At 57.1% G+C, this 23295-nt stretch carries 23 protein-coding genes; 10 read left to right on the forward strand and 13 right to left on the reverse strand.

Annotated features, from left to right (window positions below; all coding sequences use genetic code 11):
* Positions 1-2 precede the first annotated feature (2 nt).
* Together FVE67_RS00810 and FVE67_RS00815 are read left to right on the forward strand one after the other, a co-directional pair.
* Positions 3-944, forward strand: a complete 942-nt coding sequence (locus tag FVE67_RS00810; protein WP_168718779.1) for a M23 family metallopeptidase — start codon at positions 3-5, stop codon at positions 942-944.
* A gap of 4 nt (positions 945-948) precedes the next feature.
* Complete coding sequence (locus FVE67_RS00815; protein ID WP_168718780.1) at positions 949-1326, forward strand: bactofilin family protein; 378 nt, start codon at positions 949-951, stop codon at positions 1324-1326.
* On the opposite strand, the gene FVE67_RS00820 is transcribed toward FVE67_RS00815, so the two are convergent.
* The 10 genes from FVE67_RS00820 to FVE67_RS00865 all read right to left on the reverse strand — a co-directional run bounded on the left by FVE67_RS00820 (position 1268) and on the right by FVE67_RS00865 (position 12953).
* Positions 1268-2275, reverse strand: coding sequence for an NAD(P)H-dependent glycerol-3-phosphate dehydrogenase (locus FVE67_RS00820; protein WP_168718781.1), 1008 nt, complete (start codon positions 2273-2275; stop codon positions 1268-1270). The two genes, FVE67_RS00815 and FVE67_RS00820, sit on opposite strands and share 59 nt — an antisense overlap.
* Positions 2272-2673 carry a tetratricopeptide repeat protein gene (locus FVE67_RS00825; RefSeq protein WP_168718782.1) on the reverse strand — a complete coding sequence of 134 codons (402 nt, stop codon included), beginning with the start codon at positions 2671-2673 and terminating at the stop codon, positions 2272-2274. The genes FVE67_RS00820 and FVE67_RS00825 overlap by 4 nt, the downstream gene beginning before the upstream one ends.
* A gap of 426 nt (positions 2674-3099) precedes the next feature.
* The gene (locus tag FVE67_RS00830) at positions 3100-4464 is read right to left on the reverse strand and encodes a hypothetical protein (protein WP_168718783.1); all 1365 of its coding nucleotides are present in this window, start codon (positions 4462-4464) and stop codon (positions 3100-3102) included.
* Positions 4465-4591: 127 nt separating this feature from the next.
* Entirely contained in the window at positions 4592-5029 is a 438-nt protein-coding gene (locus tag FVE67_RS00835) for a hypothetical protein (protein WP_168718784.1), read from the reverse strand.
* Positions 5029-5451: a hypothetical protein gene (locus FVE67_RS00840; RefSeq protein ID WP_168718785.1), complete on the reverse strand. Its 423-nt coding sequence runs from the start codon at positions 5449-5451 to the stop codon at positions 5029-5031. Before FVE67_RS00840 ends, FVE67_RS00835 begins: the two co-directional genes overlap by 1 nt.
* Positions 5448-6752 carry a hypothetical protein gene (locus FVE67_RS00845; protein WP_168718786.1) on the reverse strand — a complete coding sequence of 435 codons (1305 nt, stop codon included), beginning with the start codon at positions 6750-6752 and terminating at the stop codon, positions 5448-5450. The genes FVE67_RS00840 and FVE67_RS00845 overlap by 4 nt, the downstream gene beginning before the upstream one ends.
* The gene (locus FVE67_RS00850) at positions 6730-7533 is read right to left on the reverse strand and encodes an ExeA family protein (RefSeq protein ID WP_210534619.1); all 804 of its coding nucleotides are present in this window, start codon (positions 7531-7533) and stop codon (positions 6730-6732) included. The genes FVE67_RS00845 and FVE67_RS00850 overlap by 23 nt, the downstream gene beginning before the upstream one ends.
* Before the next feature lie 106 nt (positions 7534-7639).
* Positions 7640-8845, reverse strand: a complete 1206-nt coding sequence (locus tag FVE67_RS00855) for a type II secretion system F family protein (protein WP_168718788.1) — start codon at positions 8843-8845, stop codon at positions 7640-7642.
* A gap of 1 nt (position 8846) precedes the next feature.
* Positions 8847-10487: a GspE/PulE family protein gene (locus FVE67_RS00860; protein ID WP_168718789.1), complete on the reverse strand. Its 1641-nt coding sequence runs from the start codon at positions 10485-10487 to the stop codon at positions 8847-8849.
* Positions 10488-10517: 30 nt separating this feature from the next.
* Positions 10518-12953 carry a TIGR03960 family B12-binding radical SAM protein gene (locus FVE67_RS00865; protein WP_168718790.1) on the reverse strand — a complete coding sequence of 812 codons (2436 nt, stop codon included), beginning with the start codon at positions 12951-12953 and terminating at the stop codon, positions 10518-10520.
* 42 nt (positions 12954-12995) lie between these two features.
* Between FVE67_RS00865 and trmB the strand changes: the two genes are divergently transcribed.
* Positions 12996-13892, forward strand: a complete 897-nt coding sequence (gene trmB / locus FVE67_RS00870; protein ID WP_168718791.1) for a tRNA (guanosine(46)-N7)-methyltransferase TrmB — start codon at positions 12996-12998, stop codon at positions 13890-13892.
* Positions 13889-14626 (forward strand): DUF429 domain-containing protein, encoded by a 738-nt coding sequence (locus FVE67_RS00875; RefSeq protein WP_168718792.1) that lies wholly within the window; start codon positions 13889-13891, stop codon positions 14624-14626. The genes trmB and FVE67_RS00875 overlap by 4 nt, the downstream gene beginning before the upstream one ends.
* On the opposite strand, the gene FVE67_RS00880 is transcribed toward FVE67_RS00875, so the two are convergent.
* Positions 14586-15182, reverse strand: a complete 597-nt coding sequence (locus FVE67_RS00880) for a diacylglycerol/polyprenol kinase family protein (RefSeq protein WP_168718636.1) — start codon at positions 15180-15182, stop codon at positions 14586-14588. The two genes, FVE67_RS00875 and FVE67_RS00880, sit on opposite strands and share 41 nt — an antisense overlap.
* Between FVE67_RS00880 and FVE67_RS00885 the strand changes: the two genes are divergently transcribed.
* On the forward strand, positions 15163-18228 hold the full coding sequence (locus FVE67_RS00885; RefSeq protein ID WP_246167906.1) for a phosphoribosylformylglycinamidine synthase subunit PurS: 3066 nt from the start codon (positions 15163-15165) through the stop codon (positions 18226-18228). The two genes, FVE67_RS00880 and FVE67_RS00885, sit on opposite strands and share 20 nt — an antisense overlap.
* Positions 18229-18544: 316 nt before the next feature.
* Positions 18545-18886, forward strand: a complete 342-nt coding sequence (locus FVE67_RS00890; protein WP_168718794.1) for a cupin domain-containing protein — start codon at positions 18545-18547, stop codon at positions 18884-18886.
* On the opposite strand, the gene thiL is transcribed toward FVE67_RS00890, so the two are convergent.
* Both thiL and ndk read right to left on the reverse strand, forming a co-directional pair.
* Positions 18883-19779: a thiamine-phosphate kinase gene (gene thiL / locus FVE67_RS00895; RefSeq protein ID WP_168718795.1), complete on the reverse strand. Its 897-nt coding sequence runs from the start codon at positions 19777-19779 to the stop codon at positions 18883-18885. The two genes, FVE67_RS00890 and thiL, sit on opposite strands and share 4 nt — an antisense overlap.
* Positions 19776-20201, reverse strand: coding sequence for a nucleoside-diphosphate kinase (gene ndk, locus FVE67_RS00900; protein ID WP_168718796.1), 426 nt, complete (start codon positions 20199-20201; stop codon positions 19776-19778). Before ndk ends, thiL begins: the two co-directional genes overlap by 4 nt.
* 96 nt (positions 20202-20297) lie before the next feature.
* Here ndk and FVE67_RS00905 point away from each other — a divergent pair, with 96 nt between their 5' ends.
* The 4 genes from FVE67_RS00905 to FVE67_RS00920 all read left to right on the forward strand — a co-directional run bounded on the left by FVE67_RS00905 (position 20298) and on the right by FVE67_RS00920 (position 23291).
* On the forward strand, positions 20298-21614 hold the full coding sequence (locus tag FVE67_RS00905; RefSeq protein ID WP_168718797.1) for an ATP-binding protein: 1317 nt from the start codon (positions 20298-20300) through the stop codon (positions 21612-21614).
* Positions 21611-21952, forward strand: a complete 342-nt coding sequence (locus tag FVE67_RS00910; RefSeq protein ID WP_168718798.1) for a response regulator — start codon at positions 21611-21613, stop codon at positions 21950-21952. Before FVE67_RS00905 ends, FVE67_RS00910 begins: the two co-directional genes overlap by 4 nt.
* A gap of 35 nt (positions 21953-21987) precedes the next feature.
* On the forward strand, positions 21988-22872 hold the full coding sequence (locus FVE67_RS00915) for a J domain-containing protein (protein ID WP_168718799.1): 885 nt from the start codon (positions 21988-21990) through the stop codon (positions 22870-22872).
* Between the two features lie 80 nt (positions 22873-22952).
* A complete protein-coding gene (locus FVE67_RS00920; protein WP_168718800.1) occupies positions 22953-23291 on the forward strand; it encodes a P-II family nitrogen regulator in 339 nt (112 codons plus the stop codon).
* Positions 23292-23295: the final 4 nt, after the last annotated feature.

Consider the following 23295-nt stretch of genomic DNA (forward strand, 5'->3'; position numbering starts at 1 on the left):
CCATGAAAAAGCACCTCTATGTATTATTCTTCACCGAGGATGGCCCTTCCTTTCAACTAAAACTCAAACCTCTTTATATAAAGCTCTGTCCCCTCCTCCTGATCTTTCTTCTTTTTCTAAGCGGTGCAGGGGCCTTTTTCTTTTTCCGGAGCGCCCACCTAGAGATGGAAATGGTCTCCCTAAAACGGGAGCTGGAGGCCGCCCGCGTTAAGAATCAAGCCCTAGAAAAACGGGTGGCCTCTCTGGAAAAAGAAAAGCGGGAGCTTTTGGCCGGTGCCGTTAAAGAATTGAAAAACCGTTCCGAGATCATCCAGGAATTAGTGGCCAACTTCGGTCTGGAAAAATATGTCAAAACCCCTAAGTCTTACCAGGGCGGCCCTTTTGAACCTCCTAAAGACCATCCGGGACCCGAAGGCGGAATTTATATCCCGGACCCCTTGGGAAAAGACCCTCTCCTTTCCTCCTCTTCGGAAAAGGACCTCTGGTCCTCCTACCAATCTCTCCTCCAGAGTGTGGATGCTTACCTAGAGGTGCTCTCTGGAGTCCCCCTGGGCCGCCCCTGCAGAGGGTATATCTCTTCCGGCTTCGGACGCCGCAAGGATCCCTTCACCGGAAAGCCGGCCTTCCATTCCGGGATTGACATTGTCAGCTATATGGGCACTCCAGTAAGGGCCACGGCCGACGGTCGGGTCATCTATGCGGGCCGCCACGCAGGTTACGGAAAGGTGGTGGTCATAAGACACCGTTATGGTTATTCCACCCTTTATGGCCATCTCAAAAAGATTACCGTCCGGGCCGGACAGAAAGTAAAAAGGGGTGAAGTCATCGGGTACCTGGGCAGTACCGGACGAAGCACTGGTCCCCATCTCCATTACGAGGTCCGACGCTACGGCCGCTACCTCAATCCCTATCGCTACCTCAAGGTAAAATTCTCCAAAAGGTGATCTGGTGGCCTTCAAAAAGGAGACTTCGGGAGATCTAAACGGTTATATTGGCTCTAGCCTCAAACTGGAGGGTAAACTCTTCTTTCCGGGGAAAGTTCGTTTTGAAGGAGAACTCCAGGGAGAGCTACGGGGAGAAAGCCTTATTATCGGAGAGGGGGGAAAGATCGTCGGGGAGGTGGAGGCCGAAGAGATCCTTTGTGCCGGCCAGGTGGAGGGCAAGCTCGTCTGTAAAAATCTGAATCTCAAAAAAACCGCCCGAATCAAAGGAGAGATCTTTACCGAAAGGCTTTCCGTGGAGGAAGGGGCCCGTCTCGAGGGACAGATCAGGGCCGGAGAGGGGGCTCGAACTCCGCCTTCAGAGGCCGAGAAAGGAGCCTCCTGAGCACGTTCCGCGGATCTTCTTTTTCGTAAAGCACTTGATAGACCCCCTCGGTAATGGGAAGCTCTAGGCCGGCCCCCTGAGCAAACCGGTAAAGGGCCTTTACCGTGTAGACCCCTTCGGCCACCTGATGGAGGGAGCCCAGGATCTCCTCCAGCTCTTCTCCCCGGCCTAGCCGATAACCCACGGTATAGTTTCGAGAGAGCCTTCCCGTACAGGTAAGGACTAAATCTCCCAGACCGGCCAGGCCAGAAAAAGTAAAAGGTTCCGCCCCCCGGGTCAAACCTAGACGCATCATCTCCGCCAGCCCCCGGGTGATAAGGGCCGCCCGGGCATTGAGTCCCAGCTCGAGTCCGTCAGAAATGCCTGCGGCGATGGCCATCACGTTTTTGACCGCTCCACAGATTTCCACCCCCCGCACATCCTGGCTCCGGTATAACCGAAAGAAGGAGGTAGAAAGGGCTTCCTGGAGTTCCCGCGCCAGGGATTCCTCCTCAAAGGCCAGAACCACGGCCGTAGGAAGCCCTCGGGCCACTTCCAGGGCAAAACTGGGACCAGAAAGGACCCCCCGGGGATTCTCCGGAAAGATTTCCCCTAGGATCTCGACCGGGGTCTTAAAGGTGGCTATCTCCAGCCCTTTGATGGCTGAAATCAGAGGAATCTTTCGGGGCAAAATGTCTCTAACCCCCTGGGCCACCTCCCGCAGATGTTGACAGGGGACAGCCCAGACCACCACCTCGGTCTTCGTGAGAGCCTGCCCCGGATCGATGAAGGCCTTAAGGTTTTCGGGAAGCTCTATCTCCGGAAGGTAGTCTGGATTAAGCTTACGCGAATTGATGGCCTCCGCCAGCGCCGGACGGCGGGCCAGAAGCCTTACCTCATGCCCCTTTTCGGCCCAGACCTTACCCAGGGCCGTACCCCAGCTTCCGGCCCCGACCACGGTGATCCTCATGGCGGACAAATTACCCGATTTTTGACCCGCCGGTAGATCTCGCGAGGCGAGGCAGAAAGTTTTTCTGGATCGAGAAGTTTCAGTTCCTGACAGGCCCCCTTCTCATCCCCCCGGGCCAAGGCTAGAAGCACCAGATTGAGTCTCACCTCCGCATCTTCTTTAAGGGAAAGGGACTTCCGGAACCACTCTTCGGCTTCCTTGGTCTTCCCGGCCAGCCAGAGACAGGCCGCATAGTTATTCATCACCTCGGGAACCGGACGCTTTTCCAAGTATTGCCGGTAGAGATCCAGAGCCTCCTCACAGCGCCCCTGGGTCCGCAGTGCCTCGGCCCGGGTAAGGAGACCCCGCAGGCGTTCCTCGGGGCTGAGTGGAGGAGGACTGGAGGCCTCCTTTTCCACCTCTCTCTCCTCTTTGGCAGGACCAACCTTTCTCCCTGAAGCCCTAGAGGGCTGGGGAAGGACTACCACCTTTTGAGGGAAAGGATTTTCTTTTTGGGAGAGGATCTGGGAAGGGGTCTCAACCTTTACCGCCTTAGACTCCGTAGAAGGCTTCGGAGATAGGGAAGGGTTGCGCCTTTCTGGGGTTTCTTTTCTCTGGGGAGCCCTTTGGATTAGCCTGGGAGAAGAGGTAAGGAGAGAAGAGGGCCAAAGGCGCGTAAAAAGGTAAAATCCCAGCCCAGAACCTCCTAGAAAAAGAAAAAGTAGCCAAGGGATGAGCCACCGACGGGCAGGCCCTCCCCTTTTTTCTTCTTGGGACCGAGCTTCTGTCCGAGGGGCCCTCCGCGATTCCAGCCTCTCTAAGATTTCATAAAGTTTGCTCATCTTCTAAACCAAAGAAATCCGCAAAAGGATTACCAATTCCACCTTTTGCTCCCCACGAGTGCGTTGTCCAAAAAGGGGCCCAATCCCCGGCAGGCGGCCCAATCCCCAGATCTGACGAATCTCTCGGTCCTTGCGGTTCAGAATAAGCCCTCCGATGATTACCAGATCGTGGGGGGTCACTTTAATCACCGTGCTCATTTCCCGGAGATTGACCTGGGGGAGGGTGACCGCGGTATCGGTGCCGAACTCCTCCCGGCGCAGTTCCACCAAATCGCTCTTGATGGGAACAATGTGGAGAATGATCTCTCCCGAATCTGTAATGTGGGGAGTGACCCCCAGGAGAAGTCCATCAAAGATGGCACTAGTTTCCACAGTAGTTTGGGTCTGGGAGATATTGTCTGAAGAGACCACCTCCCGGTTGATCTCCCTCACATAACCCACCGAGCGCCCTACACTAATGATGGCTGGCTGCCCATGCATCACCCGTACCCGAGGATTAGAGAGGATATGCACCTGTCCATAGTTTTCTAAAAGGCGCAGCACCCCCTCAAAGGAGGGCTTGTGCTGATAAGTAAAGGTCAGGGTGGGCATCCCCGAGCGGAAATCCAGGGTAGCCGAAGAAACCGCGGCCAGACGAGAATCGCGCACCGTCATCCAATCTATGCCTAGTTCGTGACCCTGAGAAAGGGCCACCTCCACAATCTTGGCCTCGATCAAGACCTGGCGTCCGTAACGGGCCTTAAGTCGGGAGATTAAGTCCGCCACCCGCCTGACCGCCGAGGGATGATCCCGTACGAAAAGATTCCCGGTGAGCTGATTGAAGGTATAGGTGCCGTCCTTGGAAAGCAGGGCCTTGATGGAGGCCTCAAGCTGCGCATAGATATCCGTGCTCTTTTGCGTGGTCTCCCCGGCCACCTCATACTGGCCTTTGAGAGGAGAAACAATTTCCTGAGATGTTCCTCCAGTGGCTCCAGCTCCACCCCCTCCGGCCCCTTGCCCTCCTATGCCGCCTAGGACATCTCCTCCGAGCTGAAACTTGGAAGCACGCAGGGTTTGGAGAAAAGAAAGATCGAAAATCTTTTCCTCAAAGGCCCGAATAAAGATAATTCCTCCCCGGATCTCATAAGAAAGATCTAAAGTCTGGCACAGGGCCTCCAGGATCTCTCGCAGGGTGTATTCGTGAAACTCGGCCGTAACCTTACGGGCCTCCGGAGAAAGATACTGCGGAACTTCGCGATCTATGACCAAATTGAGGCCGGCCTCCCGGGCAATCAGATAAAAGACCGAAAGGGCGTCTTCCTGATGAAGCGAAAGGGTAAGTCTTCTGGTGTCCAAAGGAGAGATGGTCTTGAAGACCGGACCAGGCAACCCCTCAGGGTTTTCCTTTTTTGCCGGCGGAGAATTATGCTCCAAATATTGGCGATATTCTTTCGAAAGTCCCTCCGAAGGGGCCGGGCCCTTAGCGGCGCATCCCCACAAAAAGACCAAAACCAGGCTAATAAATAAGCCTCTCCCCCAAATAAACTTTGTAAACTCGCTCCTGAGTCGCCAATACCACATAATTTTCTCCGATATCCTTTATTATAAATTGGTCCACCTTTTCCCCTACCCGATAAAGGTGTTTATTGATCCGGCATACCCGATGTTCCCCCATTTTTAAGACCGCCGTAAGTTCTAGGAAACGCTTGGGTTTGGCCGAGGACTTCCTCTTTTCCCCGAAAGAAAGGGTCGGCCCCCTTGCAGAGCTTTCCGGAATTGCGTAACGGACTACCTCCGGAGAGACCTCCGGGATCTCCCGATAGACCTGGGGAATCTCCGGAAGGGGCATCCGGCGCCAGTCCGGGCGCAGGCTCCACCAGAACCAAAGACTCAGAACCAGAGCCAGCCCCACCGGCCCCCACCAGAAAAGATAGATTTTGTAACTCTCACCCATCAGAAAACCACCTTCTTTCCCTTGATCTCTAGATAGGGCACACAGGTCCCTTCTTGCCCGGGCCTTTTTTCTACACAGGTTTCTAGACGAAATTCCTCCAGAAAAAAGAGGCCCTTTTCCACATAGAGCCGAGAGAGCTTTTTCAGAGATTCTCTCAAGGGCTCCAGCCCCACTTTTTCGAGAACATAGACCTCTTGCGGAACTCCCAGGGTGCGCCAGAAGGAATAATGAGCATAAGGCTCAAGGCGTTTTTCCACCCGCAAACTTTCCTGTAAGAAGGTCTTTAAAGCCCGGACCTGTTTCTGGTGATAACGGTAGGCATAATAGTAGCGGGCAGCTAGATAGGTGCTGGAAACCAAAAGGAGGCCCAAAAAGAGAAGCCCCAGCCACTCTCTCAGATAGATCCTCCAGAGGTCTTTCATCGGGGCTCCACCTCCATCTCAAAGCGGGCCTTTTGAGAAGCTTCTTCATAAGAGAAGCGGCTTTCTAAGATTTTGGCCCGCTCTTCCAAAGCTTTAAGGAGAAAGTGAAATATTTTTCGTGCAGATCCCAAATCTCCCTCATAAACCAAGCGCATTTCCAAACGATAGGTCCCGCTCTTGTCCTTTGCCGCCCGAAGACCGGCTACCTGGACTTCCTGGGGAAGTTCGTTGACCAACCACCAAAGAAGGGCATCGAGCCGGGGTTGTCTTTCAAACTGTTGTTTGAGGTTTAAATAATTCCGGAGACCTTCCACCTCCTCCGGAGGAAATTTTTCCTGGAGAAAGGAGATCTCTCTTAGGGTTTGCGACCTTAAAGAAGCCACCTCTCCGACAAGGCGCTTTTCGGCCCGATAAAAATAAGCTGCAGCCAAGTAATTCAAAATTACCAAAAAGAAAAAGATAAAGGCCACCCTCCTTACCCACTCTAGCTGGGTAAGGAAAAGACGCTGCTCTTCGGGAAGGAGATTGAAGTCCGCAGGCACCAGGACCGCGCCCGCCACCTCCGGCCAGGTAAGGACTACTTCTTCCTCCGCCGCCCAGTCTGTCTCAGCAAGTGAGAGCCTTTCCAGATAAGGGATCTCGGGAAAGATCTCCCGTCGGGGCCCACAAGCCAAGACTTTGGCAATTTTTTTACCAAAAAACCTTTCATAATATTCCAAGACCGCAAGCACATTTTCTTCTATGGGAAAACCCTCAAGGCCTACAAACTCATCCACCTCCACATAGCGCACATAGGCGGGCTGGGCCCCATCCACCACCACCAACCAGAGATCCTTTTCCGAAATTCGAGCCACCAAGAGAGGGCCAGGGTCAAGGTGAGCCCCCAAATAGGCCAGGGACAGCGCTTGGTGATAAATTCCCTGAAGCCGGGCCTGCGCCCCTCCCAAGACTCTGAGGACCTTCTCCACCCCCTCGGGTTCCACCGCCAAAAGAGCCGCCTCCAAGGTGGCTCCGGCCTCGGCCAGTGGATAATAGACCACCCGAAAGGCCCGCGGAAAGAATCCCGACTCTCTTACCTTGTCTTCAGCCTGAAAAGCAAGGACCTCCCGAGGGCCCTTGGTAAGGATCTCCCGGGAAAAATAAATCCGGGAAGATCCCTCTAAGGCAATTACTCGCCGGCCACGCAAATCCTCAGGACGTAGATGTTCCGGGCCGGAAAAACGCCAGATCTTTCCCGACTTCGTGGCCTTAAAACCCAGAAGTTCTTCGTTTTCGAATTTAACCACCCAAAAAGTAGACATAACCGGCCATTCCTAGAAGAATTAAGACAAAAAGAAGTAAAATCAGGTAAAAATATTTCCTTTTTCCCTCTAAAGGAATTTCCAGGGTCAGGGCCGCGGCCTCGGCGGCCTCCCGCAGCATCGGCGCGGAAATCCGCGGGCGGCCGTAAGCATAGGCCACCAAAAGGGTCCGGTCCATGAGTTTATTGATCACTCGGGGAATACCCCGGCTGAGGCGGTAAAGTTCCTTTTCGGCCCTTTTTTCAAAGGTGATCCCGGCCCCTCCGGCCCGGGCTAAACGAAAACGCACATAATCCAGGGTCTCCTCCGGACTCAGGGGTTCGAGCCTTTCCCAGAGGGTAATGCGCTGGGCCAATTGAGAAAGTTCTGGACGGCGAAGCTTTTCCTCAAGAAGGGGCTGCCCGGAAAGTAGGATCTGGAGGAGCTTTCCCTTTTCGGTCTCGAAATTGGAAAGGAGCCGCAGTTCCTCCAGACTTTCGGCCGGAAGATTCTGGGCCTCGTCCACCACCAGAAGGAGGGTCCTTCCGCCTTCGGCCAGCCGAAGAAGATAGTCCCGGAATCCTCGCAGGAGATTCTCTTTGGGACCGGTGTGCGGAAGCTCCAGGTCCTCCAAAATGGCCTCTAGCAACTCCTCCGGCCCCAAGGCCGGAGTAAGAATCACCGCGGTCTCCACCTCCGGAGGGAGCTCCCGAAAGAGCAGCCGAATGAGGAGGGTCTTTCCCAGCCCGGGTTCTCCGGTAAGTACCAAAAAACCTTCCCGCCGCAGAATAGCGTACCGCAAGGCCTCTAAGGCTGCCTTGTGGGCCCGTGAAGGATAAAAATACTCCGTATCCGGGGTAATCCTGAAGGGATGATCCTTCAGACCAAAAAAAGCCAAATAATCTAGGCTATCGAATCTGGGAGATGAGTTCATAAATCGGCCCTATGAGAGAAATGGCAATCAAAAGAAAGATTAAACCGGTAATGACGATCAAGACCGGCTCGAGGATCTTGCTGAGAGTTTCCACCATCCCTTGGACCACTTCATAATAGTAACGGGCAAGATAACGCAATTGCTCTACCAAACGGCCGGTTTCCTCGCCCACACCTATCATACGAAGATCCAAAGGATTAAAAAGGGGGATCTTCTCTGAAACTTGCCGTAAGCTCTCGCCTCTCAAGACCCCCTCACGCAACTCCTTAACAATTCTCTTCCCTACTTCGCTCTGTAAATTTACAAACATAATATCAAAACTTTTTAGAATATCAATCCCTGCTCCCAATAGCAGAGCAAGATATTCGAAGATAAAAGCTAAAAGCGAACTTCTTTTAATGCGAGAAAGCAAAGGAAGACGGAGGAGAAGTTTTTCAAAAGTATATCTGACTAAAGAAGAAGAGCGATAGGCCAGTACGAAAACCACTATGGCTCCGGCCAGCAGAAGGGCTACATAACCAAAGTAGTGTTTAAAGTAAAAAGTGAAGATCAGGAGCATACGGGTGGGCCAGGGGAGACTTATTTGCATCTGGGTAAAGATGTCCAGGATTTTGGGAAGGACGAAGAGCAACCAAAAAAGGAGGGCCCCGGTCATAGCTACCAAGACCAAAACCGGATAGAGCATGGCCCTCTTGGTCTGGGTGATGATGGTGTGGATACGCTGGAGGTGCTGAGCGGCTTCTTCCAGGGTCTGATCGAGGCGCCCGGTCTCTTCCCCTAAGGCCGTGAGGGAACGCACGATCCCGGGAAAGATCCCCTTTTCCCGCTCCATTCCCTGGGAAAGGGGCCGACCGCCTTGGATCTCCTGAAGAAGGGTCCCCAAGGCCCGACGCAGGCGAGGATTGGTAGTCGAAGCCCGCAGATCTTTAAGGGCCTGTAAAAGCGGAACCCCACCCCGTACCATAAGAGCCAGGTTGTGACAAAACTCGGCCAATTCTGGACGAGAAAGTTTACTTAGAGCGACCCTTTCCCATGGAAAAACCGTTTTGGTGGAATATTTGACGAGGGTCAGCCCTTCTTCCCGCAAGTAGCGGTAGAGGGCTCGGAGGTCGGAAAGCTCAATTTCATCCTCCACGAGACGACCATCACGGGAGAGGGCCTGGTACCGGTATACCGGCATCTCAACCCACCACCCTCCGGATCTCCTCCACGGTAGTGATCCCCTGAAGGACCTTCTCCCGGGCGGCCTCCCTCAGGGTGCGCATCCCCTGGTGGCGCGCCTCCTCCGCCACCTTTACTAAGGGAGCGTTCGCTACCAGCAAATCCTTGATGGGTTCGTTCACCCGAAAGATTTCCGCCACCACCGTGCGCCCCAGGTATCCCCGGCCTCCGCACTGGTCACAGCCTCGGCCCCGATAGTAGGGGTGCTCGAGCGGCAGATTATAGTAACGCAGGAACTCCTCCGGGGGACGGTACTCCTCCCGACAGTGGGGACAAATTCTTCTTACCAGCCGTTGGGCCAGGACCGCCAGCAGGGTGGCCGCCAGGAGGTCGGGATTCACCCCCAGGTCCTTCAGGCGGTGCACCGTGGAGAGGGCGTCGTTGGTGTGCAGGGTAGAAAGAAAAAGATGTCCGGTGAGGGCAGCCCTTACGGCCATCTCCGCCGTCTCTTCGTCCCGCACCTCTCCCACCAGGATGACATCCGGGTCCTGACGCAGAAAATGTCGAATAGCCCGGGCAAAGGTGTAGCCGGCCTCCTCGTTCACCTGCGTCTGGCGGGTAAGAGGTAAACGGTACTCGATGGGGTCCTCCGCCGTGAGGACGTTTTTTTCCAGAAGATTAAGGAGCCGCAAGCCGGCAAAAAGGGTGGTGGTCTTTCCCGAGCCCGTGGGGCCGGTTACCAGGAACATCCCCTGCGGGGCCTCAAAGACCTCTCGCAGAAGACGCACCTCTTCTTCGGTAAAGCCCAGAGTGGAGAGATGATATACCGCCTCCCCCAGGGGCAAAATACGCATCACCAGGTTCTCTCCCGCAGGGGTCCTTACGGTAGAGACCCTCAGGTCATAAGATTCCCCGAGAAAGGAAAAGGGCATACGGCCCTCCTGCGGCAGGCGAGTCTCGGCGATATCCATCCCCGCGCGCACCTTGATGGCCCCGATCAGACGCTGATGAAGGGTTCGGGGAAAGACGAAGGCCGGCTCGAGGACCCCGTCGATCCGGAAAAAGACCTGGGAGGTCTTTTCCGAGGGAGTGATATGCACATCCGTGGCCCGCCGACCGGTGGCCACTACCAGAATCTTTTCAATGAGGTCCTCCATATTCACTTCCAAATTAGGATTCTCGCGCAGGCGTTCGGTCAGGCGCTCAAGCTCTCTTTCCGGAGGACTTTCCAGGAAGTAATAGAACCTTTCGGCCAAACGATTAATCCGAGATCGGGGAGCCACTACGGGCTGAATGCGCATCCCGGAGGTGCGGACCACCGCCTCCTGCACCGGGAGATTAAAAGGATCGGGAAGGGCCACCCAGAGGACTCCTTCCTCGATTCTCAGGGGAAGGACCTCCCTCTGACGGGCAAAGGCCGGAGGAAGTTTCAGAAGGGCGTTCGGCTGGGGAAAGGTGGCCGAAAGGTCGTCGAAGGGGTAGCCCGTTTGTTCCGCAAGCACCCGGGCCACCTCCACCTCGGTCACCAGCCCCAGCCGAATGAGGATCTCCCCCAGGCGCTCCCCGGTGGCCTTCTGTTCGAGGAGGGCAAAGCGTATTTCCTCTTCGGAGATAAGGCCCCTTTCTTTGAGAATCTGGCCTATGGGCTTCTTTTCGGTCATCCTGGGTCCTTTATAGAAAAATTCAGGCCCCTAGGCAAGCCGGCGCATCTCGTAGGTTGCGGCCTCCTCCACGGAAAGCCCCAAAAGGTAGGCCACCACCTCCGCCGGACGCGGACCCCCGGGCTCAAGGCGCAGAAAGAAGCGCAGAGTTCCTTCCCGCACCTCCACCTGTCTTACCCATTCCGCAGGCCGCACCTCCCTTTCCCTTCCCTTGCGAAAGACCTTTAAAGGGCTCTCCAGGCGGGCCCTAAGGTCTTTGGGGAGGGATTTTCCCGAAAGCCTCACCTCAAAAAGGGCCTCCAGGGGGGCTTCCTCCGGGGCCTCTACCTGCTGCACCTCGCGCACGGAAAGCCCCTCGGGAAGTTCCTTATCCAGCCTTACGCCCACCTCCTCCGGAGGCAAAGTTTCCCTCAAGGCCAGATACATCACCTCCGCCTCCGAGGCTATCCCCACCGGAAGGGCCCTTCCAAAGGAAAAACGGGGATGGGGATGAAAGCCCCGGGTGAAGGCCAGAGGCAAGGCGGCCCTCCGGGCGGCCCGCTCAAAGATACGGGAAAGCTCAAGCTGAGAAAAAAACCGGGCCGGGCCCACCTTGCGATAGCCCACCCGGTACCAGGCGGCCACTTCCGCCGGAGGAAGTTCGGGAAGGGGCTCAGGGGAGGGTTCCTGGGGTCTCAGAAGGTTTTTAACCTCCTTTCCGCAGACCCCACACTTAAGACACCTTGCGAAGCGGCAGTCTGGAGAGCTCTCCTGGGCCAGGGCCCGGGCCCTTTCGGCCAGCAAAAACTCCCGGGAAAGTCCGCAATCCAGGTGATCCCAGGGAAGGGGGGTTTCCGGGCTCCGGGCGGAAAGGAAGGCCTCCAGATCCAGCCCTACCTTGCTCGCCGCCGAAAGCCAGGCCTCAAAACGAAACTCTTCCGTCCAGCCGTCGAGCCTGGCCCCCAAGGCGTGGGCCTCAAGGATTACCCGGCAAAGACGCCGATCTCCCCGGGAAAGTACCCCCTCGAGAAAACTCATCTCCGGCTTGTGCCACTTAAGACGCGTGCCCCGGGAGCGGAGGAGACCCCGCAGGAGTTGAAGACGTCTTCGGGTCTCCGAAAGGCCGATCTGGGCCTCCCACTGGAAGGGGGTATGGGGCTTGGGCACGAAGGTGGAGACCGAGGCGGTCACGAATAGATCCCGCACCTGGCGCCGTAGGCGATGGACCAGATCGGCAATGGCCCGGAGATCTTCATCGGTTTCCGTGGGAAGACCGATCATGAAATAGAGTTTGAGATCGCGCCAGCCCAGGACCCGGGCCAGCTCCGCCCCCCGAAAAAGCTCTTCCTCCGAGATGTCTTTGTTGATCACCCGGCGCAGGCGTTCGGTACCTGCCTCCGGGGCCAGGGTGAGCCCGGTGCGTCGGAGGCGGGAGAGGACCTCCAGGATCCCCTCCGTGAGACTTCCCACACGGATGGAAGGGAGACTCACGGCCACCCTCTCTGCGGAAAAGCGCCGGTAGAGCTCCCGCACCAAAGCCTCCAGGGCGGTGTAGTCTCCTGCCGAAAGGGAAAGGAGAGAGACCTCCTCGTAGCCCGTAGAGCGCAGCCCCTCTTCGGCCAGCTCACAGAGCCGTTCCACGGAGCGCTCCCGCACCGGACGATAGAGGGAGCTGGCCTGACAGAAACGGCAACCCCGAGTGCAACCCCGGGAGATCTCCAGGGAAAGCCGGTCGTGGGTGGCCAGCCAGGGTACCGGAGGGCGATAGGGATAAGGGACGGAGTCCAAGTCGGGGATCACCCGGCGACGAATCCTTTCATAGCCCGGCCTTAGGGGTTCAAGGCCTTTAAAGACTCCTTTCTCGTAGATGGGCCGGAAAAAAGAAGGCACATAAAGACCCGGAATCTTCGAGAGGGCCTCCAGGAGCTCGGCCCGGGTTCCTCCGGCCGTCTTCCAATCTCGCACCACCTGAGCAATCTCCAAAAGGGCCTCCTCTCCGTCTCCGAAAAGGATGGCGTCGTAAAAATCGGCCACCGGCTCGGGGTTGGCCATGGCCGAGCCCCCACCCAGGATCAAGGGGTCTCCCTCCCGGCGATCCTTGGAAAGGGGCGGGATCCCCGAAAGCTCAAGTACGGTCACAATGTTGGCCGCACAGAGTTCGTAAGGGTAAGAGATACCCACCACATCGAAGTCCCGAAGGGGACGGCCGTGCTCCAGAGAAAGGAGGGGGAGTCCCCGAGCCCGGAGCTCGGCCTCCAGATCCCGACCCGGGGCAAAGGCCCGATCCGCAAGGAATCCCTCCCGGCTATTCAGGATGAGATAGAGGAGGAGAAGACCTACGTGGGACATCCCGATTTCGTAAAGGTCGGGATAGACCAGACAGAAGCGGACCTCAGCCTCCTCCCAGGGCTTGCAGGCGGCGTTGACCTCCCCTCCCAGATAACGGACCGGCTTCTTGACCTTAAGCAGGATCTCCAAGGGATACATCTGGTATACTTTAACCCACTTCCCCGGGCTAAAGGAGGGCCTTTGCAGGGATACCTCAATTATAAACGCATAGAAAAACCCTTGAGGCTTTGGCCCCTTTCGGTGGAGATCGGCTTCGGGAACGGAGAATTTCTGGTCCGCCTGGCCCGAGAGCACCCGGAGCACTATTTTCTGGGGATCGAGCTTTCGGGAATCTCCATTGAAAAACTCCTCAAACGTATCCGGGATTTAGGGCTTACTAACCTTTTTTGCGTGCGTCTTGATGCCTACTGGGCCTTCTGGTTTCTCCTTTCCGACGAGTCCGTGGAGACCATCTACCTGAATTACCCGGATCCCTGGTTCAAAAAGCGCCACCACCGGAGGCGGCTTACCCGACCGGACCGCCTCTGGCTCTTGGCCCGGAGGCTGAGGACCGGAGGGGAAATCCGCCTACGCACCGACGATCGGCCCTTTTTGGACTATACCCTAGAGGTGGCCGAGAGCCTCGGGGCCTTTGAGATCCGGCTTACGGAGATCCGTCCCGAGGCCCCGCTCACCAAATATGAGGCCAAGTGGCTTTCGGAGGGCAAGACCCTTTACGCCCTCTCCCTCAAAAAAGTTCGTCCCCCGGCCGAGGTCCCCCATCCCGAAATCGAGGAGGTGAAAGAATTGTTTCCGGTAAGAGTAGCCCACCTTGAACGGCTCCCAGAGGTCCTCCAACGGGTCTTTCGCCTCAGGGAAGGTCTGGTCCTCAAAATCTTTCGGGCCTGGGAGCACGGAGAGGATCGCCTGCTTGAGGCCCTGCTGGCCGAAGAGGACTATACCCAGCAATTCATGATCTTCATCCGTAAGCGCCGGCAAGGGGACTACCTCATGGATGTGTCCCCTTTTAGCGAAGTCCTGAAGACCCGGGGGCTTCAGGAGGCCCTGGAATTCCTGGGAAAAGAGCTTTCGAAATGAGTTTTTGCTTTCTGGGAGTGGACCTCGGAGGCGAAGAGAACACTTGGGCCCTGGCCCTGGACCGTGCCACCCTGCAGCCCCTTGAGGCCCTTTCTTTTCTGAAAGGACGCCCGGTGAGCCTTTCGGAGGTCCGGGAATTTGCCGAGGGAAATATAGTCCTGGCCGCAGCCCTGGACGCCCCCCTTGCTTTTTCTCTGGAAGATCAGAAGGGACTGCGGCCGGCGGATCGCAAGCTGCGGGAGATCCTCCGGGAGACCGGAGGGGATCCTGGCTGGGTCATGTCCTACAGTGCCCTCATGGGTCTTCCTTTAAGGGCTCTTCTTCTGGCCGAGGCTTTAAGCCCCATGGTGGGGACCATCCTGGAGACCCATCCTCGAGCCGGGCTCTTTCTGAGTCTGCCCGGGCTCCGGGAAGAAGTCCGGAAATATAAAGTCCGCAAGCTTTCCCAAGAGGAAAAAAGGCAAAGCTGTAGGATCCTTTGGAGGGCCTTGGGAAAAATGGCCGCCGATCTCCGGAAAAAGTGCGCCCCGGCCTCGCCCAAGGACCCGCCCTTTCCCGAACCTCCGGAGCCTTCTGACGGTCTGGTGGACGCCCTAGCCTGCGCCCTTACCGCCGCCACCTACCACCTCTTTCCCGAAGGTCTTTGTTTTTTACCTCCCTCCTCCCGCGGCTTCGGCCCCTTCGTGGTCCTCTTTAAAGTTCCCAAGTTAAGCCCACCGCCAGGGGAAGGGTAAAATTGTCGTTTGCCCGGGGAAGCCCCTCTACCAGGGTCCAGAGCCCCGCCTTTAAGATCAGCTCCCAGGAGAAGGTTCCTTTCAGGAAATGAGCCACACCAAGACTTACCCCAAAAAAGACCAGGGAGTGAAGCCTTCCCCTTTCGAAAAGCCCGGCCAGGCCATCGGCCAGGGCCAGCACCAAAAGGCCGGAAAAAGCGGCCCTTTCCGGAAGGAGTAAAAAGGAAAGCCCCACTCCCCAGATATACCAGAAGGTCCCCGAGGGCCGTCTTTTTTCCTCTGGACGCATAAGAGGTTGAAAATAGTCAAAAAACCGGGAGAACCTCCCTGAAAGTCTCAAAAATTCCAGTACGCTTACCCCGAAAAGAAGACCCCACCAGAAAAAGGGGCCCCCTGCCTGAGAGAGGGGATAAAGGAAAAGACCGCTTACATGAAAGAGACGCCGGGCAATTCTTCTTTTCACCCCAAGGGCCTTCTCCGCAAATCCTTCAAGGATGGTATACTCGCTTAGAAAAAGTTCCAAGAGGAGGTCTGCGGTGGCCGAAGTCCAGCGCATTGAAGTGGCCTTCAAGCCCGGTCTTCGAGATGCCCGGGGCGAGAAAGTGGCCCGAAGGGCCCGGGATTTTCTGGGCCTTCCGGTAGAAGATGTGCGCACGGTGCGGGTCTACCTGGTGGAGGGGGACTTTTCCCGGGAGATCCTGGAGACCTTGGCCCAGGAGGCCCTCTGTGATCCGGTGATCCAGTTCTTTTCTCTCGGAAAGAATCTGGCCCCGGAGCTCGGTTTGGCCTACGATTGGGTAATTGAGGTGGGCTTCCGCCCCGGGGTCACAGACAACGAGGGCCGGGTGGCCGCGGAAGCCTTGGCCCTTCTCCTGGAAAGACCCTTAAGGCGGGAGACCGAAGGAGTCTACTCCGCCATCCAATACCTAGTAAAAGGCCCCCTGGCCCGCGAAGACTGCGAGCGCCTGGCCCGGGAGCTCCTGGCCAACGAACTTATTGAGCGCTGGTGGATCCTTTCCCGAAAGGAATACGAGGCCCGAGGGCTCTCCTACCCCGCCCCCCGGGTCACGGAAACCGCCGAAGCCACGGTGGAGACCTGGGATCTTTCCCGTCTTTCCGAGGAGGAACTGCTTCGGCTCTCGCGGGAAAGACTTCTGGCCCTTTCCCTTTCGGAAATGCGCACTATTCGGGACTTTTTCGCCCGGAAGGACTTCCTTGAGGAACGCCTCAAATACGGCCTCGGCCCGGAGATCACCGACGTGGAGCTAGAGTGTCTGGCCCAGACCTGGTCCGAGCACTGCAAACACAAGATCTTTAACGCCCGCATCCACTACCGGGATCTGGAGACCGGAGAAGAATTTACCGTGGACAGCCTCTTTAAGACTTATATCCGCGGGGCCACGGAAAAGATCCGCAGGAGCAAGGGTCCACGGGACTTCTGCCTTTCGGTCTTTGTGGACAATGCCGGGGTCATCAAGCTCAACGAGGCCTGGGCCCTGGCCTTTAAGGTGGAGACCCACAACAGCCCTTCGGCCCTTGATCCCTACGGCGGGGCCCTAACCGGGATCGTGGGGGTGAATCGCGATCCCTTCGGCACCGGAAAAGGGGCCCTCCTGGTCTTCAACACCGACGTCTTCTGTTTTGCCCCACCCCACTGGGACAAACCCCTTCCCCCACGGCTCCTCCACCCCCGGCGCATCTTCGAAGGGGTGCGGGAGGGCGTGGAGCACGGAGGCAACCAGAGCGGTATCCCTACGGTCAACGGCTCCATCGTCTTCGACCCCCGCTATCTAGGAAAACCCCTGGTTTACTGCGGAACAGGAGGTATCCTTCCTCTAGAGGTCTGCGGGGAGCCCTCCTGGAAGAAGGGGGCCCGGCCCGGAGACCTGGTGGTCATGGTAGGGGGTAGGATCGGAAAGGACGGAATCCACGGGGCCACCTTCTCCTCTGAGGCCTTGCACGAAGGAAGTCCGGCCACCGCGGTCCAGATTGGCGACCCCATCACCCAGAAAAAAATGACCGACTTTCTCCTTCGGGCCCGGGACGAATGCCTCTATACCTCCATCACCGACAACGGGGCCGGGGGACTCTCTTCCTCGGTGGGGGAGATGGCCCGGGAGGCCGGCGGGGCGGAACTGGATCTGGAAAAACCGCCCCTGAAGTACCCGGGACTTCGTCCCTGGGAGATCCTCCTTTCCGAAAGCCAGGAGCGCATGACCGTGGCCGTGCCTCCGGAGAAAATCGATCGCTTTCTGGAGCTGGCCCGCAAAATGGATGTGGAGGCCACGGTGGTGGGTCGTTTTACGGATTCGGGCTATTTTCACCTGCGTTATGAAGGGCGCACCGTAGGGCTCCTTCCCCTCCGGTTCCTTCATGAGGGGCTGCCCCAGATGGAACTTTTTGCCGAATGGCATCCACCGAAAACCGAAGATCCCGACCTTCCGGAGCCCGAAGATCTGGGGGCCGTGCTTAAAGAGATGCTGGGGCGTCTCAATGTCTGCTCCAAAGAATATGTGGTCCGGCAGTACGACCACGAAGTACAGGGGGGCTCGGTAATCAAACCGTTAGTCGGGGTCCTGGACGACGGCCCCAGTGATGCCGCGGTCCTCCGTCCGGACCTTTCCCGCACCGACGGTATCGCCGTGGCCCACGGAATTTGCCCCAAATTTTCAGACCTGGACACCTACTGGATGGCGGCCAACGCCATCGATGAGGCCATCCGTAACGCGGTCTGTGTGGGAGGAGACCTCGAACACATGGCCGGTCTGGACAACTTCTGCTGGTGTGACCCCATCGAGAGCGAAAAGACCCCCGACGGCCGCTACAAGCTGGCCCAGTTGGTCCGGGCCGCCCGAGCGGTGCACGATTTTACCGTGGCCTACGGGGTGCCCTGTATCTCGGGAAAGGATTCCATGAAAAACGACTACCTGATGGCCTTGGGCCTCGATCCCGAAGGAGAAAACCCCTACGGAGTGGGAGAGATCCTTCCCGACGGCTCCCTCAAGATTTCCGTCCCTCCCACGCTCCTTTTTTCCGTGGTGGCCCGGGTGCCGGACGTGACCCGGGCCTGTACCCTAGAGGTGAAACGCCCGGGAGACCTCCTCTACCTCCTGGGGATGACCCGGGATGAACTCGGGGGCTCGGAGTATTATGCCAGCCGGGGATTTGTGGGGACCTCGGTACCCCGGGTGCAGGCCCAGGAGGCCCGGGAACGATATCTAAGACTCCGGGAGGCCATCTATTACGGTCTAGTGGCCTCGGCCCACGACGCCTCCGACGGAGGGCTGGCCGTGGCCTTAGCCGAAAAGGCCTTCTCCGGGGGCTACGGACTTTTCGTGGATCTTTCGGCCGTGCCTTATGAGGGTTGCGGGCGGCCGGATTTTATCCTCTTTTCCGAGAGCGCAAGCCGCATCCTGGTTACCGTACCCCGGGACCGCCAGCGGGACTTCGAAAAACTTATGGAAGGAACGACTTTCGCCCTCATCGGGGAGGTTATCGCCGAACCGGAACTTATCGTTCGCGACGGCTTGGGGAGGGACCTTCTTAAGGAGTCCCTTTCCGAACTCAAGGCGGCCTGGAAGGCCCCCCTGGCCGAGATCTAGGAGGGTCTCAGTGGGCCTGGACTTTTTCCTTGCGCATAAAATAAAAGGCTATAAGGGCCCCAAAAAGCAAGGCTATCCCTGCTATCATCATGGATTCCAGCATTTTACCCACCGATACTCAAAGATACCACATAAAGGACCCCGCCTAAAACAGCCACTCTACCATCGAAGTGTCCCTGAGCCCAGGGTTGGATCAGAGTCCCTCCCAGAAACAGTAGGCCGGCATTCAAAAAGTGTTTCCCGAATTCCCGACGCATGGGCCTTCCTCCCAAAATCTTCGGCCCGAACTTTAAAATATCTCTGGAGGAGGTAAAAAATGGCCTATTTTTACCGCAAAGAGGAAATAAAGTTTGGCCCTCATCCCAAGTTTGAAGGCGTGGGCCTGGCCCTTCTCATTGACCACACCAAGGATCCCCGGCTCAGTGTTTCCCTGCTGGAGATCGCCCCGGGGGTGGAGATCCCGGTCCACACCCACGAGACCCAAGCCGACTCCATCTATGTGCTTTCCGGAGAAGGAGAGGCCTATGTGGAGGGATCCTGGCAGAAAATTCGTCCCGGGGACTATCTCCTGATTCCCCCGGGAGAGGAACACGGAGTACGCAACACCGGAAGGGAGCCCCTCCGGCTTTTCATCGTGCACGCCCCGCCGCTTTTCTAGGCAAAGTGATCGAATCCTTGAGGGGAAAGCGGGCGGCCTTTAAGGCGCAGGCCGGGGGTTTCCACGAGTTTTCCTATCCGGAAAAGGGGACGCTTTAGCCCTCCGAGAAGGGGGGCCTTCTCCGGGGGCACGGCCAGAAGCAGGGCAAAGTCCTCTCCTCCGGAGAGGGCCTCCTCCTCCGTGGCCCCTTCAGCCACCGGGACCTCCTCCAGCTCGGCCCCCGGGACCCCGCTGGCCCGGCAGAGCCGGGAGAGATCCAGAAGTAGCCCGTCGGAGATATCCATCATGGCCGAGGCCAGGGCCCGGCGGGCCACCTCCTGGCCGAGCTCGACTTCCGGCTCCGGGAAAAGATGGGCCTGAAGAAGGGGCTCCGGAGGCCTGCGGCCCTCTTTCAGAAACCGCAGGGCCGCAGCGGAGGCCCCCAAGGGCCGGGAGACGAAAAGGAGGTCTCCCGGCCGGGCCCCGGAACGAAAAACCGGACTTGCGGCTCGAGCGAAAAGAAAAAGTCCTAGAAAGAGGACCGGGGCCCTGACGGTATCCCCTCCCAAAAGCCCGGCCCCGTATTTTTCAAGGCCCTGGCGCAGCCCCCGATAAAAGGCCTCCAGGAATTCCTCCTCTAACGAAGGGGCCCCCAAAATTAAAAGGGCCCCTTCCGGGGCCCCTCCCATGGCCGCTACATCGCTCAGGTTGACCGCCGCAAGCTTCCACCCCAGGGCCTCCGAGGAGAAGTATTTTCGCTCAAAGTGCACCCCTTCTACCAGGGCGTCCGCGGTATAGAGACGAGAGACGTCCCCTTCGGCCACCACCGCACAGTCCTCCTCTGCGGCCCGGAGCACCTCCGGGCCGGAGGAGAGATGACGGACAAGGAATCTGAGAAACTCCTCTTCGGTCATCGGGTACCGGCCAGGAGTTCCCGCTCACTGAAGAAAAAGGCGATCTCCCGGGCCGCAGACTCCGGGCTGTCCGAGCCGTGCACGGTGTTCTTCTCTTTGTCCAGACCAAAGGTCTTGCGGATGGTCCCCTCGGCCGCCTCCGCGGGATCGGTAGCCCCCATGATCTCTCGACAGCGGGCAATGGCCTTTTCCCCTTCAAGGACCAGGGCCACGATGGGCCCGGAAGACATATAGTCTGTAAGGCTTTCGTAAAAGGGCCTTTCCTTGTGAACAATGTAAAATTCCTTGGCCTCCTCTTTGGTGAGCCGCAACATCTTCAGGGCTACCACCCGCAGACCGGCCTTTTCGAAAGAGCGGATCACCTCTCCGATAAGGTTCCGGGCCACCCCATCGGGCTTTATCAGGGAAAGCGTGCGTTCCATAATCCTCCCTCCTTGATTTTTGAGGGCTTTATTACCATCTCCCGGAAATCTTGTCATCTGGAAGGAGGTTTGGTATACACACATAAGGATTTTTTGATGAGGAGGGGGGCCATTAAGGAGATTTCTCGGCTCAAAGAAGAGCTTTCCCTCCGCCGGAAACTAGAAAACCGGCTCTGCAAACTCTCCTGCGAGGCCCCGGAAAAGACCCTGGAGGAGATTTCCCGGGAGCTGGTGCGGGATCTCAAGGAACTTACCGGAAGCCAGTTGGCCGCAGTAGGTGTCTATAGCGAAACTAAAAAACGCTGGTATTTCCCGAACTTTGTTGGTCTTAATAATTGTGGCCTCAAGAGTTATTTTGCGGTGTCCCGTCTGGGAGGGGTCTTTGAAAAGGTCTTTCGGGAAAAGCGTCCTTACGTAAGCAACGCCCTTTCCCGGGATCCCCACCATCGGGGTCTCCCCGAGGGCCACGTTCCCATAAAACGGGTCCTTATCCACCCCGTGGTAGTAAAAGACCGCATAAAGGGCCTCATGATGGTAGCCAACGCCCCACGTCGCTACGGGGCTCGCGAACGAGAAATTGTAGAAAAACTGGGCTCCTTTTACGGATTTTTACTGCAAATGAAAGAAGGGGTAGCTTCTCCGCGAAATCTGAATGGGGACCCTCTTCTTGACACCCAGCGGGCCCGTACCCTCAATCTCCTGGTAGGGAACCTAGCCCATAAATTTAACAACCTCCTTAACGTCATCTGGGCCTCCCTGGAGTTCGCCAAATTCCGTCCAGAACATCGCCCGTTTGAACCCTTTTTGGAAAAGGCCGAAAGGGCCTCCCAGGAACTCTCGGGCCTAGTGCGGCAACTCCTCCTTTACGCCCGCGGGGAGGTGTTGGGAAAAAAGCTTATCCATCTTGAGGAATTTATCCCCCGGGTGACTGAATTTCTGCGCTCCCTCCTCCCTCCCCAGATAGAACTCCGCACCCGGGTCAAGAAAAAGCTTCCTCCGGTACGGGTGGATCCGGTAGCCTTGGAACAGATCCTGGTCAATCTGGTAGTCAATGCGGCGGAGGCCTATTCGGAAAAGGAAGGCTCCATCCTGGTTCGGGTGGACCTCACCTCTCGGCACCACCATCTCCGCACCAGCCGTACCCCTTACCGGGTGCGCTTCTGTAGCGGTATTCCCGCCAAACAATGGATTGTGGTGGAGGTAAAGGATCAGGGCCGGGGCATCCCCCCGGAACTTCTGCCCCGGGTGGCCGAACCCTTTTATTCTACCAAGGGCCTGGGCCGGGGGCTGGGGCTAGCGGCGGTAAGGAACATTATCTGGGCCCACGATGGTTGTCTTTCTCTCTTTTCCTCTCCAGAAAAAGGGACCAGCGTAAAGGTCTACCTCCCCCTCTCGGAGGATAACCAAAAATGAAGATCCTCCTGGTGGACGACGAAGTCCTCTTAGGAGAAACCCTGAAGGAGTTACTGGTGACCCTGGGCTACGAGGTGCTCTATACCTCGCACCCGAAGGAGGCTAAGGAAATCCTTAAAGAAAGAGCCCAGGAGATCGGACTGGCCATCATCGACGTTATCCTGCCCGAAATAAGCGGTCCGGAACTGGCCCGCTGGATAAAGGAAACCTATCCCCACATCAAAGTCATCTGCATCACCGGGTACACCCCTATGGTGGAACCTGAGCCCTGTGGGGCCGGAGTACCCGTTCTTTTTAAGCCCTTCAGTCTTTCGGACCTGCGTCCCCACCTCCTTTAGTTTTTCTTTGAGGCTCTCTGCGGTAAAATAAGGACATGCGCAAGAATCCCTTTGAGGTCCTGGGGCTTTCTCCCCGGATCGTAAAAGAACTTGACGAAGAAAGTCTTTTCCGTCTGGTAAAGGCCTGCTATCGCACTCTACAGCAGGTCTATCATCCGGATCTTTCTTCCGGCTCCGGGGAGAAGGCCCTGGAAATCAATCTGGCCTTTGAGGCCCTTAATCTCCGCAAAAATCCGGAGTCTTTTCGTCACTGGCGTCGGGCCTACCTCCGACGCCTTTCCCGAAAGACCCTGCAGAGGCGTTTGGAAGAACTTCATCTCCAGCTGGGGCGGAACGAAAGGGAAAGGGAAAACCTGGCCGAGACCTTTTGGCAGAGCCTCCTTTCTCGGGCCCGGCAGGGGCATCTTCTTTCCCCTCCCCCTCAACGGCTGCGCCTCAAAATCTACGACATCGGTCTCCAGTATCGCCTGCCCTATCCCGTCTTTGGGCGCCGAGCTCCCTTCAAGGAATTCCTCTTCGATGAGAAAGGACGCCTCTGGATAAGGCTTCCTGGGGCCTCGGACCTCCGGGCCGGGCAGAGTCTCCGCCTCCTCGGAGGGGTCCCCCGGGAAAAGATCGAGCCCTGGCTGCTTTTGGAAAAGACCCCTTCCGAAGGGGGCCTGCTTCCGGAAAACTTCCTGCAGGCCGAGACCTTTAAGCGGGCCTGTTTGCCTTATCTGAGACACGAAATACGCCCCAACCTCTACCTCTTCTCCCTGCGCCCGGAGGAATCCTCCCGCCTTTACCTCGAAGGCCTCCTCCTGGAAATCACTCCCCTCCCGCCGGATTTCAAAATTGTCACCAAAGACCTATCCCCTTTACAATTTTGTCAAGAGTCTGAAGACTCCTCTCCGGAAAAAGATCTTCCCTGGGTTTACTGAGAGCTTCGATTCGCGGAGCGGTCTTTAAAGATTCCCGGTGGCACAAAGTTTGATAGTTAAACCTTAATAAGGAGGCGATCATGAAAAAGGTGGAGGCCATCATTAAACCCTTTAAGCTGGAAGAGGTTAAAGAGGCCCTTACGGAGATCGGGGTTCAGGGGATGACCCTTACCGAGGTCAAGGGATTCGGGCGCCAAAAGGGGCACCAGGAAATCTATCGGGGCGCGGAGTACGTGGTGGACTTTTTACCCAAAATAAAGCTGGAAATTGTGGTCCCAGAGGAAATGGTGGAGCGGGTGGTGGAGGCCATCCTCAAGAGCGCCCGCACCGGAAAGATCGGGGACGGAAAGATCTTTATTTATCCTGTAGAGGAAGCCATCCGGATCCGTACCGGTGAAAAAGGGAGGGAGGCTATTTAAAGAG

It is taken from the genome of Thermosulfurimonas marina (assembly GCF_012317585.1).
In the GTDB taxonomy this organism is placed as follows: Bacteria; Desulfobacterota; Thermodesulfobacteria; order Thermodesulfobacteriales; family Thermodesulfobacteriaceae; genus Thermosulfurimonas_A; species Thermosulfurimonas_A marina.